Annotated in this window: 10 protein-coding genes and 1 other annotated feature; of the genes, 9 read left to right on the top strand and 1 reads right to left on the bottom strand. The window is 54.7% G+C overall.

Annotated features, from left to right (window positions below; translation table 11 throughout):
• Positions 1-46 precede the first annotated feature (46 nt).
• The 4 genes from thrL to thrC all read left to right on the top strand — a co-directional run bounded on the left by thrL (position 47) and on the right by thrC (position 4,880).
• Positions 47-115, top strand: coding sequence for a thr operon leader peptide (thrL, locus tag RAC60_RS04465; RefSeq protein WP_071988721.1), 69 nt, complete (start codon positions 47-49; stop codon positions 113-115).
• Positions 54-173 (top strand) — a sequence feature (Thr leader region). (Overlaps the previous gene by 62 nt.)
• 25 nt (positions 174-198) lie before the next feature.
• Positions 199-2,661, top strand: coding sequence for a bifunctional aspartate kinase/homoserine dehydrogenase I (gene thrA, locus RAC60_RS04460; protein WP_033740220.1), 2,463 nt, complete (start codon positions 199-201; stop codon positions 2,659-2,661).
• Positions 2,662-2,663: 2 nt separating this feature from the next.
• Positions 2,664-3,593 (top strand): homoserine kinase, encoded by a 930-nt coding sequence (gene thrB / locus RAC60_RS04455; RefSeq protein WP_006117623.1) that lies wholly within the window; start codon positions 2,664-2,666, stop codon positions 3,591-3,593.
• A 3-nt stretch (positions 3,594-3,596) separates the two neighbouring features.
• Complete coding sequence (gene thrC, locus RAC60_RS04450) at positions 3,597-4,880, top strand: threonine synthase (RefSeq protein ID WP_006117624.1); 1,284 nt, start codon at positions 3,597-3,599, stop codon at positions 4,878-4,880.
• Between the two features lie 52 nt (positions 4,881-4,932).
• Here the strand turns inward: thrC and yaaA are convergent, their stop codons facing one another.
• Positions 4,933-5,706, bottom strand: coding sequence for a peroxide stress protein YaaA (yaaA, locus tag RAC60_RS04445; protein WP_006117625.1), 774 nt, complete (start codon positions 5,704-5,706; stop codon positions 4,933-4,935).
• A gap of 207 nt (positions 5,707-5,913) precedes the next feature.
• Here yaaA and tal point away from each other — a divergent pair, with 207 nt between their 5' ends.
• From tal to dnaJ, 5 genes are all read left to right on the top strand, one after another.
• Positions 5,914-6,867 carry a transaldolase gene (gene tal, locus RAC60_RS04440; protein WP_006117626.1) on the top strand — a complete coding sequence of 318 codons (954 nt, stop codon included), beginning with the start codon at positions 5,914-5,916 and terminating at the stop codon, positions 6,865-6,867.
• A 97-nt stretch (positions 6,868-6,964) separates the two neighbouring features.
• Positions 6,965-7,552 (top strand): molybdopterin adenylyltransferase, encoded by a 588-nt coding sequence (mog, locus tag RAC60_RS04435; protein ID WP_006117627.1) that lies wholly within the window; start codon positions 6,965-6,967, stop codon positions 7,550-7,552.
• 104 nt (positions 7,553-7,656) lie between these two features.
• A complete protein-coding gene (locus RAC60_RS04430) occupies positions 7,657-8,964 on the top strand; it encodes an MFS transporter (protein WP_375092755.1) in 1,308 nt (435 codons plus the stop codon).
• Positions 8,965-9,372: 408 nt separating this feature from the next.
• Entirely contained in the window at positions 9,373-11,283 is a 1,911-nt protein-coding gene (dnaK, locus tag RAC60_RS04425; RefSeq protein ID WP_039338776.1) for a molecular chaperone DnaK, read from the top strand.
• Positions 11,284-11,385: 102 nt separating this feature from the next.
• Positions 11,386-12,528, top strand: coding sequence for a molecular chaperone DnaJ (dnaJ, locus tag RAC60_RS04420; RefSeq protein WP_006117631.1), 1,143 nt, complete (start codon positions 11,386-11,388; stop codon positions 12,526-12,528).
• Positions 12,529-12,738 lie beyond the last annotated feature (210 nt).

The raw sequence follows: 12,738 nt of genomic DNA, 5'->3' as shown, positions 1-12,738 counted from the left end.
CTTAGAACCAGACGGACAATCAATGACAGACAGAAAATAAATCTGAATGCGTAATCACAGCCTGAACACCACAATTATTACCACCACCATTACCATGGGTAACGGGGCGGGCTGACGCATCCAGGAAAAACAAAAAAAGAAGCCCGCACCTCACGAGTGCGGGTTTTTTTTTGACTCAAAATCAGGAGAGTTGACATCATGCGAGTGCTGAAATTCGGTGGGACCTCGGTGGCCAATGCAGAGCGTTTTCTGCGCGTCGCCGATATTCTGGAAAGTAATGCGCAACAGGGACAGGTTGCTACCGTGCTTTCTGCACCTGCAAAGATTACCAACCACCTGGTTGCGATGATTGAAAAAACCATCAGCGGTCAGGATGCGTTGCCCAATTTGAGTGATGCGACGCGCATCTTCGCAGAACTGCTGCAGGGGCTGGCCGAGGCACAACCCGGTTTCGACTATGAGGGGCTGAAAAGCCGTGTTGACAGCGAATTTGCGCAACTTAAACAGGTTCTGCACGGCATCAGCCTGTTAGGACAGTGCCCTGACAGCGTCAATGCGGCCATTATCTGTCGGGGCGAGAAGCTCTCCATTGCCATTATGGAAAAGCTGTTAGAAGCCCGTGGCTATGGCGTCAGCGTGATCGACCCGGTCGAAAAACTGCTGGCCATCGGTCATTATCTGGAATCAACCGTGGATATCGCCGAGTCAACCCGCCGCATTGAAGCCAGTCAGATCCCAACAGAAAACATGATCCTGATGGCTGGTTTCACCGCCGGTAACGAACGGGGTGAACTGGTGGTGCTGGGCCGCAACGGTTCTGACTATTCGGCGGCGGTGCTGGCGGCCTGCCTGCGGGCCGATTGCTGTGAGATCTGGACCGATGTGGACGGGGTTTATACCTGCGATCCGCGCCAGGTTCCGGACGCGCGCCTGCTCAAATCCATGTCTTACCAGGAAGCAATGGAGCTGTCCTATTTCGGGGCCAAAGTTCTGCATCCTCGCACTATCGCACCTATCGCGCAGTTTCAAATCCCGTGCCTGATCAAAAACACGGCCAATCCCCAGGCGCCAGGTACGCTGATTAGCGGCAACGGCGAGCAGGATGAGTATCCGGTCAAAGGCATCACCAACCTGAACAATATGGCGATGTTTAACGTCTCCGGCCCGGGCATGAAAGGCATGGTGGGCATGGCGGCCCGCGTCTTTGCCACTATGTCGCGCACCGGCATTTCTGTGGTGCTCATTACCCAGTCTTCGTCTGAATACAGCATCAGCTTCTGCGTCCCTCAGAGCGAGCAGGCCCGCGCCCGTCGCGTGCTGGAGGACGAATTCTATCTTGAACTGAAAGATGGTCTGCTGGATGCGCTGGACGTTATCGAAAATCTGGCGGTGATCTCGGTCGTGGGTGACGGAATGCGTACCCTGCGCGGGATTTCAGCCAAGTTCTTCTCTGCGCTGGCGCGGGCCAATATCAATATCATTGCGATTGCTCAGGGCTCGTCTGAACGATCAATTTCCGTCGTGGTAAACAATGACGACGCCACCACCGGTGTTCGCGTGGTGCACCAGATGCTGTTTGCCACCGATCAGGTGATTGAAGTCTTCGTGGTGGGCGTTGGCGGTGTGGGCGGCGCGCTGCTGGATCAGTTGCATCGCCAGCAGGCCTGGCTCAAACAGAAGCATATCGACTTGCGCGTATGCGGTATCGCCAATTCCCGTGCGCTGTTAACCAATGTACACGGTATTGATCTTAGTAACTGGAAAGGCGAGATGGAGCAGGCCAAAGAGCCGTTCAATCTGGGACGCTTAATTCGTCTGGTAAAAGAGTATCATTTGCTCAATCCGGTCATTGTGGACTGCACATCAAGTCAGGCGGTTGCCGACCAGTACGCGGATTTCCTGGCTGAGGGCTTCCACGTAGTGACGCCGAATAAAAAGGCGAATACCGCGTCATGGGAATATTACCAAAAGATGCGCGCCGCCGCTGCCGGATCGCGCCGTAAGTTCCTGTACGACACTAACGTGGGCGCCGGTTTGCCCGTTATTGAAAATTTGCAAAATTTGCTGAATGCAGGCGATGAATTGATCCGCTTCTCCGGTATTCTGTCGGGATCGCTGTCGTATATTTTTGGCAAACTGGATGAAGGTGTCTCGCTGTCGGAGGCCACGCGCATGGCGCGCGAAATGGGATTCACTGAGCCGGATCCGCGTGACGATTTATCCGGCACGGATGTCGCGCGTAAGCTGCTCATTCTGGCCCGCGAAGCCGGCTATCAACACGAAATGCACGACATTGAGATTGAGCCGTTGCTGCCAGCGCACCTGACCGCCATCGCCGATGTTGAGCAGTTTATGCAGCAACTGCCCGACGTCGATGCGGCGATTGCCGCCCGAGTGGCGCAGGCGCGTGAGGCGGGCAAAGTGTTGCGTCTGGTCGGCGTGATCGAAGAAGGCGGGGCGTGCAAAGTCAAGATCGAGGCAGTAGACAGTAACGATCCGCTTTTTAAAGTGAAAAACGGTGAGAATGCACTGGCGTTCTACAGCCGCTATTATCAGCCCATTCCGTTGGTGTTGCGCGGATACGGTGCAGGAAATGACGTGACAGCAGCGGGCGTGTTCGCCGATCTGCTGCGCACACTGTCGTGGAAGTTGGGAGTGTAATGATGGTAAAAATTCATGCGCCGGCCTCAATAGGCAATGTCAGCGTGGGCTTTGATGTGCTGGGCGCGGCGGTCTCGCCAGTGGATGGTTCATTGCTGGGAGATTGCGTCTCGGTCGAGGCGGCCGACAGCTTTAGCCTGAGCAATACTGGCCGCTTTGTCAGTAAACTGCCCAGCGATCCTAAAGAGAATATCGTTTATCAGTGCTGGGAGCGGTTCTGCGAAGCCATTGGCAAAAGCGTGCCGGTGGCGATCACGCTGGAAAAAAACATGCCTATAGGCTCGGGGCTGGGCTCCAGCGCCTGTTCCGTGGTTGCGGGTCTGATGGCCATGAACGAATTTTGTGGCAAACCGCTGGATGACAACCAGCTCCTGACGTTAATGGGGGAGCTGGAAGGGCGCATTTCCGGTAGCGTACATTACGATAATGTCGCGCCGTGCTTCCTTGGCGGTATTCAACTGATGATCGAGGAAAATGGGATCATTACCCAGGCGGTGCCAGGCTTTGACGACTGGCTGTGGGTGATGGCCTATCCGGGCATCAAAGTGTCAACAGCGGAGGCGCGGGCGATTTTACCGGCGCAGTACGCGAAGCAGGACTGCATCAAGCACGGCCGACTGCTGGCCGGATTCATTCATGCCTGCCATACGCGCCAACCCGCGCTGGCGGCTAAACTGATGCAGGATGTGATTGCTGAGCCGTACCGGACTCAGCTGTTACCGGGCTTTGCCCAGGCACGTCAGGCTGCTCAGGATATCGGGGCGCTGGCCTGCGGTATTTCGGGCTCTGGCCCCACGCTCTTTGCCATTTGCAACCAGATGGAAACGGCACAGCAGATGGCCGACTGGCTGAGCCAGCACTATCTGCAGAACGATGAAGGCTTCGTCCATATCTGCCGTCTTGATACGGCTGGCGCACGTAAACTGGGATAACGCATGAAACTCTACAATCTTAAGGATCATAACGAGCAGGTCAGCTTCGCCCAGGCGGTGAAACAAGGTCTGGGTTCACAGCAAGGGCTGTTTTTCCCGCTTGAGCTACCTGAATTTGAACTGACCGACATCGATGCCATGCTGGAGATGGATTTTGTTACACGCAGCAGCAAAATCCTCTCTGCCTATATTGGCGACGAAGTGCCGGCGGCGCATCTGACCGAACGCCTGAAAACGGCCTTTACCTTTCCGGCACCGATCAAAGCGGTGACCGATGATGTCGCCTGTCTTGAACTGTTCCACGGCCCAACCCTGGCGTTCAAAGACTTTGGCGGCCGTTTTATGGCGCAGATGCTGTCCTATGTAAGTGGTTCAGATGAGCAGATCACGATTCTGACGGCAACCTCTGGCGATACCGGTGCCGCCGTCGCCCATGCGTTTTACGGCATGGAAAATGTGCGCGTCGTGATCCTGTATCCGCAGGGCAAAATCAGCCCGTTGCAGGAGAAATTGTTCTGTACGCTGGGCGGCAACATCGAAACCATTGCGATTGACGGCGATTTTGATGCCTGCCAGGCATTGGTCAAACAGGCCTTTGATGATCAGGAACTGAAGAAAGCTATCGGCCTGAACTCAGCCAACTCCATCAACATCAGCCGTCTGCTGGCGCAGATTTGTTATTACTTTGAAGCCGTCGCGCAACTGCCGCAGGAAAAACGTAATCAACTGGTCGTCTCTGTACCAAGTGGCAACTTTGGTGATTTGACGGCAGGTCTGCTGGCGAAGTCACTTGGGCTGCCGATCAAGCGGTTTATTGCGGCAACGAATGCCAATGACACGGTGCCGCGCTTTCTTGGCAACGGCGAATGGCAGCCTAACGCGACCGTCGCGACATTGTCGAACGCCATGGATGTGAGCCAGCCGAATAACTGGCCGCGCGTTGAGGAGCTGTTCCGTCGCAAAACCTGGCGCCTGAGTGATTTAGCCTACGGCGCGGTATCCGACGCGGTGACGCGCGAAGCGATGCGTGATCTGGCGAAACTGGGTTACGTATCAGAGCCGCACGCGGCGATTGCCTGGCGCTTGCTGCGTGACCAGTTACAGGACGGCGAGTACGGCTTATTCCTTGGCACGGCGCACCCGGCGAAGTTCCTGGAGAGCGTGGAAAGTATTCTGGAGCAGAAGCTGGCGCTGCCGACTGAACTGGCAGAGCGTGCCGATCTGCCGTTGCTGTCGCATACCATGAAGGCAGATTTTGCCTCACTGCGTGCCTTTTTGCTGAAATAAAAGAAAGGTGGCTCGTGCCACCTTCCTGCATTCAGTCGCGCGTCGGGCAGGTTTACTGTTCGGCGCGTTTAAACACCAGTTCGTTGTCTCTGCTTTCCTCTGCTACAAACCGATAACCCTCAAGGTCAAACCGGGTTAACTGCTCAGGTTGGGTCAGGCGCTGCTGAATAATAAAGCGGCTCATCAATCCCCGGGCTTTCTTCGCATAGAAACTGATGACTTTATACTTGCCGTTTTTCTCATCCAGAAACACCGGCTTGATCAGGCGCGCCTGCAGTTTTTTCGGTTTGATCGCTTTGAAGTATTCGTCTGACGCCAGATTAATCAATATGTCATCGCCCTGGCGGGCAAGGGCTTCATTCAGTTTTTCAGTGAGCAGGTCGCCCCAGAAGCTGTAAAGATCCTGGCCTGCCGGATTCGCCAGCTTGATGCCCATCTCCAGGCGATACGGCTGCATCAGATCCAGCGGACGCAGTAAACCGTATAAGCCCGACAGCATCCGCAGATGTTGCTGCGCAAAGTCGAAATCGTGTTCGCTAAAGGTTTCAGCCTGCAAACCGGTGTAGACATCGCCTTTGAACGCCAGAATAGCCTGACGGGCATTGTCCAGGCTGAAGTCGGGATGCCAGCTGTTGAAACGTTCGGCGTTCAGATGGGCCAGTTTATCGCTGATACTCATTAATGACGCGATCTGCGCAGGCGACAGCGTACGCGCAATCTGAATCAGCTGTTGTGACTTTTCTAACAGGGCAGGTTGGGTAAAGTGCTGCGTGGCCAGGGGGCTTTCATAATCCAGCGTTTTGGCGGGCGAGATCACCATCAACATCGTCGCGTCCTCAGTAAGTCCCTTTCAGAAAGGGGAGAGCCAGTCATTGTTGCTGCGAGTGTAGCAAAAAAGCCGCAAGGATCGGCAAATCACTCCCATTCGTTCGCGCTATCGTAAACGGCATTCCCCGACCTTGCACCGCCGTTGCCGCGTGATATTATCCCAACAGCCTTTTATCACCCTGACAGTTAACTAAGAGAAAAGAACATGACGGACAAACTGACCTCCCTGCGTCAACTGACCACCGTAGTGGCCGACACCGGTGATATCGCAGCGATGAAGCTGTATCAACCCCAGGATGCCACCACCAACCCTTCTCTGATTCTTAACGCTGCTCAAATCCCTGAATACCGTAAACTGATTGATGAAGCGATCGCGTGGGCACGTCAGCAGAGCAACGATAAAGAGCAACAACTGCAACTGGTCTCTGACAAACTGGCCGTAAACATTGGTCTGGAAATCCTTAAACTGGTCCCGGGCCGCATTTCGACCGAAGTGGATGCGCGTCTTTCTTACGACACAGAAGCCAGCATTGCCAAGGCACGCAGCCTGATCAAACTCTATAACGATGCCGGTATCAGCAACGATCGTATCCTGATCAAACTGGCGTCAACCTGGCAGGGTATTCGTGCAGCAGAACAGCTGGAAAAAGAAGGCATCAACTGTAACCTGACGCTGCTGTTCTCCTTCGCCCAGGCGCGTGCCTGTGCGGAAGCGGGCGTGTATCTGATTTCGCCTTTTGTAGGCCGTATCCTCGACTGGTACAAAGCGAACACCGATAAAAAAGAGTACGCGCCACACGAAGATCCAGGCGTGGTATCCGTCTCTGAAATCTATAACTACTACAAGCAACACGGTTATGAAACGGTGGTTATGGGGGCAAGCTTCCGTAACGTCGGTGAAATCATTGAGCTGGCTGGCTGTGACCGTCTGACCATTTCACCTGCGCTGCTGAAGGAGCTGGCTGAAAGCGAGGGCTCGCTGGAGCGTAAGCTGAGCTACAGCGGTGAAGTGAAAGCGCGTCCGGAGAAAATGACCGAGTCAGAGTTCCTGTGGCAGCACAACCAGGATCCGATGGCGGTGACCAAGCTGGCGGAAGGTATCCGCAACTTCGCCATCGACCAGGGCAAACTTGAGAAGATGCTGGCAGAAATGCTGTAATCGTTCACCGTGGCGGCACCGTCGCCACGGTTTGTTATTCTTTTCACTACGTCCTTTCCTTATCACCGCACTGCGGTAAACCACAGCGAACAACATCATGAACACATTACGTATCGGATTGATCTCGGTTTCCGATCGCGCAGCGAACGGCATTTATCAGGATCAGGGCATTCCGGCTCTGGAAGCCTGGCTGAGCGGTGCGATCAGCACGCCTTTTGAACTGGAAACGCGACTGGTCCCGGATGAGCAGCCCATGATTGAGCAGGCCATTTGCGAGCTGGTGGACGAACGCTTCTGTCATCTGGTGCTGACCACCGGTGGAACCGGCCCGGCCCGTCGTGATGTGACGCCGGATGCGACATTAGCGGTGGCCGATCGCGAGATGCCAGGATTTGGCGAGCAGATGCGGCAAATCAGTCTGAAGTTTGTGCCGACCGCGATTCTATCGCGCCAGGTGGGCGTGATTCGTAAACAATCCCTGATCCTTAACCTGCCCGGTCAGCCGAAATCCATTAAAGAAACGCTGGAGGGGCTGAAAGACGCGCAGGGCAACGTCCTGGTCCCAGGTATTTTTGCAGCTGTACCTTATTGTTTACAGTTGCTCGACGGACCTTATGTCGAAACCCACGCGGAATGTGTAGCAGCTTTTCGCCCAAAAAGCGCCATACGTGAGATAAATAACTAAATATTCTGCTTTTCAGGAATAAGCTACAGCCTGGCTGGTGTGGTGATAAATTGACGGTATAGTAAGCACAGCTTTACAACCGTTCTCTTTATCTCTGGACGCCTATGACCACACTTGAGACGCCTCGCCTGAAACCTCAGGACTATAAAACGCTGGCACTGGCTGCGCTGGGTGGCGCGCTGGAATTTTACGACTTTATCATCTTCGTTTTTTTCGCCGCCGTTATCGGTGAACTCTTCTTTCCCGCCGATATCCCCGACTGGCTTCGCCAGTTACAGACGTTCGCCATTTTTGCCGCGGGTTATCTGGCGCGTCCGCTTGGTGGCATCATCATGGCGCACTTTGGCGACAAAGTGGGCCGTAAAAAAATGTTCAGCCTGAGCATATTGCTGATGGCCTTACCCACCCTGGCAATGGGCGCGTTGCCCACCTGGACGTCGATTGGTCTTGCCGCGCCGCTGTTGATGCTGCTTCTGCGCATGCTGCAGGGGGCGGCTATCGGTGGTGAAGTGCCTGGTGCATGGGTGTTTGTGGCGGAGCATGTACCTTACAAACGCATTGGTATTGCCTGCGGCACGCTGACCGCCGGCCTGACGATTGGCATCCTGTTGGGATCGGTGGTGGCAACCTTAATTAATACAACGCTGACGCAGCAGGCGATTCACGATGGCGGCTGGCGCATTCCTTTCTTTCTGGGCGGGGCGTTTGGCTTAGGCGCCATGTATTTACGCCGCTGGCTGCATGAAACGCCGGTTTTCGTGGAGATGCAGCAGCGCAAAACGCTGGCGCAGGAACTGCCGCTGAAAACCGTGGTCATGAAACATCGAAAATCGGTAGCGATTTCAATTCTGCTGACCTGGATGCTGTCGGCCTGTATCGTTGTGGTGATTTTGATGGCACCGGTCTGGTTGCAGAAACAGCATGGAATGGCGCCGGCGCTGACCTTAAAAGCCAACAGCATTGCGATTATTATGCTGTGTGTGGGCTGTATCGTATCCGGACTGCTGGTGGACCGCTTCGGTACCAGCCGGACATTAAGCACAGGAAGCGTATTGCTCGCACTGTGCAGCGGGCTGTTCTATTCGCTGGCACCGCAGCATCCCGATTACCTGTTTTTGCTTTACGGGCTGGCAGGTCTTAGCGTGGGTGTTGTCGGGATTGTGCCCTTTGTCATGGTGCGCGCGTTCCCCGCCGAGGTTCGCTTCACCGGCCTGTCTTTTTCCTACAACCTTTCCTATGCGGTGTTTGGCGGGCTGACGCCGATTTGCGTAACATTGCTAATGAATGTGTCTCCCCTGGCGCCTGGCTGGTATGTCATGGCGCTGGCGCTGGTGGGACTGATCGTCAGCGTCTGGCTGAGACAGGATATCAGCCACGAGCCTTGCCTGAGTGAAGGCATCAATCAGGCCTGAACCCTGTACGCGGAGCCCGGCTCCGCGCTTTCTTTTTCTCTGCCAGCCGCGGCGTGCAGTCTGATGCTCGCCGCCGCGCCCTGCGCCAGATAAAAGCGTACCGTACCCGGACTGCCCATTGTATGGATGAACAGAACCGAAACGTGGACTGTTTCGAGGCGGCATTTTGCCGCACTCTCGTCAGGGAGCGCGTCAGTTTATTATCTTGGTTAAGGCAGCCTGAGCGGCCGTTGAAAATTTTTTTTCATTTAACCCTTGATGCGCTTCTAAGCGACCCCATTTACTTGTCATCGAGCGTTGTGGACGTTGGAAAAAAAAGCATGTGAGGTCGGGTTGAATGTCATCAACCTGCCCACATAAAAGGTTCACAACCCAAACTGGCAACGAATTTAAGTGGGAGATGTTTAGATGGGTAAGATTATTGGTATTGACCTGGGTACAACCAACTCTTGTGTTGCGGTCATGGACGGCACCAAAGCGCGTGTGCTTGAGAACGCCGAAGGCGATCGCACCACGCCTTCGATCATCGCTTACACACAGGATGGTGAAACTCTGGTCGGACAACCGGCTAAACGTCAGGCTGTGACCAACCCGCAGAATACCCTGTTTGCGATCAAGCGTCTGATTGGCCGTCGCTTCCAGGACGAAGAAGTACAGCGTGATATCAAAATCATGCCTTACAAAATTGTGGGTGCTGATAACGGCGACGCATGGCTGGAAGTGAAAGGCCAGAAAATGGCACCGCCGCAGATTTCTGCGGAAGTGCTGAAAAAAATGAAGAAAACGGCTGAAGATTTCCTGGGTGAGCCCGTAACTGAAGCGGTTATCACCGTTCCGGCTTACTTCAACGATGCTCAGCGTCAGGCAACCAAAGATGCTGGCCGTATCGCAGGTCTGGAAGTCAAACGTATCATCAACGAACCGACGGCAGCAGCGCTGGCGTACGGCCTGGATAAAGGCCAGGGCAACCGCACCATCGCAGTTTATGACCTGGGTGGCGGTACCTTCGATATCTCTATCATCGAAATCGACGACGTTGATGGCGAAAAGACCTTTGAAGTTCTGGCAACTAACGGTGATACACACCTGGGTGGTGAAGACTTCGACAGCCGCCTGATCAACTATCTGGTGGCAGAATTTAAGAAAGACCAGGGCATCGATCTGCACAACGATCCACTGGCGATGCAGCGCCTGAAAGAAGCTGCCGAGAAAGCCAAGATCGAGCTGTCTTCTGCGCAGCAGACCGATGTTAACCTGCCGTACATTACGGCGGATGCTACCGGTCCTAAGCACCTGAACATCAAAGTGACCCGTTCTAAACTGGAGTCGCTGGTTGAAGATCTGGTTGCGCGCTCTATCGAGCCGCTGAAAGTCGCACTGCAGGATGCGGGCCTGTCCGTTTCGGACATCAACGACGTTATCCTGGTGGGTGGTCAGACACGTATGCCACTGGTTCAGGCTAAAGTGACTGAGTTCTTTGGCAAAGAGCCACGTAAAGACGTGAACCCGGATGAAGCGGTGGCGGTCGGTGCTGCGGTACAGGGCGGTGTGTTAGGTGGCGACGTGAAAGACGTTCTGCTGCTGGACGTGACTCCGCTGTCACTGGGTATCGAAACCATGGGCGGCGTGATGACTTCGCTGATCAGCAAGAACACCACCATCCCAACCAAGCACAGCCAGGTGTTCTCGACGGCAGAAGACAACCAGTCTGCGGTAACGATTCACGTGCTGCAGGGTGAGCGTAAGCGTGCCAGCGACAACAAGTCACTGGGCCAGTTTAACCTGGACGGCATTCAGCCTGCGCCACGCGGTATGCCGCAGATCGAAGTGACCTTCGACATCGATGCGGATGGTATCCTGCACGTATCAGCGAAGGACAAAAACAGCGGTAAAGAGCAGAAGATCACCATTAAAGCGTCTTCCGGCCTGAACGAGGACGAGATTGCGAAAATGGTGCGTGATGCTGAAGCGAACGCGGAATCTGACCGTAAGTTCGAAGAGCTTGTGCAGACCCGCAACCAGGGTGACCAGATCGCTCACAGCACACGTAAGCAGCTGGATGAAGCGGGCGACAAACTGTCAGCGGATGACAAAGCCCCAATCGAAGCGGCGCTGAGCGCGCTGGAAACGGCGCTGAAAGGCGAAGATAAAGCAGAGATCGATGCCAAAATGCAGGCGCTGATGGAAGTTTCCAGCAAACTGATGGAAGCCGCACAGCAGTCTCAGGCGGGTGCAGCGGATGCCCACGATGCGTCAGCGAAGAAAGATGACGATGTGGTCGATGCTGAATTCGAAGAAGTAAAAGACAATAAGAAATAATTGCCCCTGACCGGGCGCGACGGTTGCCCTGACAGCCGTTGAAACCAGCACGGGCGTAGGAGTTTTCTCCACGCCCGTGCGATCATGTTAAGGGCTAAATAAATGGCGAAGAGTGATTACTACGAGATTTTAGGCGTCGCCAAATCTGCAGACGAGCGTGAAATCAAAAAGGCGTACAAACGCCTGGCGATGAAATATCACCCGGACCGTAATCCAGGCGATAAAGACGCCGAAACCAAGTTTAAAGAAGCAAAAGAAGCCTACGAAATCTTAACGGACGCCCAGAAGCGCGCGGCCTACGATCAGTACGGTCATGCCGCCTTTGAACAAGGCGGTATGGGCGGAGGGGGATTCGGCGGCGGCTTTGGCGGCGGCGGTGCAGATTTCAGCGATATCTTTGGCGACGTTTTCGGTGACATCTTTGGTGGTGGCCGCCGTCAGCGCGCAGCCCGTGGTTCAGATTTGCGCTACAACATGGAGCTGACGCTGGAAGAAGCGGTTCGCGGCGTGACCAAAGAGATCCGTATTCCGACGTTAGAAGAGTGCGATGTCTGCCACGGCAGCGGTGCCAAAGCGGGGACCAAACCTCAAACCTGTTCGACCTGTCATGGTGCAGGCCAGGTGCAAATGCGTCAGGGCTTCTTCACCGTGCAGCAGGCCTGTCCAACCTGTCATGGCCGGGGGTCGGTGATCAAAGATCCGTGCAACGCCTGTCATGGTCATGGCCGCGTCGAGAAATCCAAAACGCTGTCGGTGAAAATTCCGGCGGGCGTCGACACGGGTGACCGTATTCGGTTGAGCGGTGAAGGTGAAGCCGGTGAGCAGGGCGCACCCGCGGGCGATCTGTACGTTCAGGTGACGGTGAAAAAACACCCAATCTTTGAACGTGAAGAGAACAACCTCTACTGCGAAGTGCCGATCAACTTTGCCATGGCGGCGCTGGGCGGTGAGATTGAAGTGCCTACCCTGGACGGACGCGTGAAGCTGAAGGTACCGGCAGAAACCCAGACCGGTAAGCTGTTCCGTATGCGCGGTCGCGGTGTGAAATCGGTGCGCGGTGGTGCGGTAGGTGACCTGCTGTGCCGTGTTGTGGTGGAAACCCCAGTCAGCCTGAATGACAAGCAAAAAGCGCTGCTGCGTGAGCTGGAAGAGAGCTTTGGTGGACCCAGCGGCGAGCACAACAGCCCGCGTTCCAAAAGCTTCTTTGACGGCGTGAAAAAGTTTTTTGACGATTTAACCCGCTAATCGCACGGACGTATGTCACTAAAGCGGAGAGAACATTCTCCGCTTTTTTTATGCCAGCATCAGGGCGGAGGTACGCCGTTACTTAGGGCCCTGTCTTCTCTTGCCTGTTTTCCTTCTTCTCTTTGCTGTCGCCAAAATGTCGACATTACGTAAAAGCGGATAAATTAGCTTTTTATCAGGTTCAGTGAATCGTTACACTGCTCAGCATTG

It is taken from the genome of Pantoea sp. BR_17 (assembly GCF_041955125.1).
Lineage (GTDB): Bacteria > Pseudomonadota > Gammaproteobacteria > Enterobacterales > Enterobacteriaceae > Pantoea > Pantoea stewartii.
Note: the sequence above shows the minus strand (reverse complement) of the source record. Positions and strands in the feature narration are given on the sequence as shown.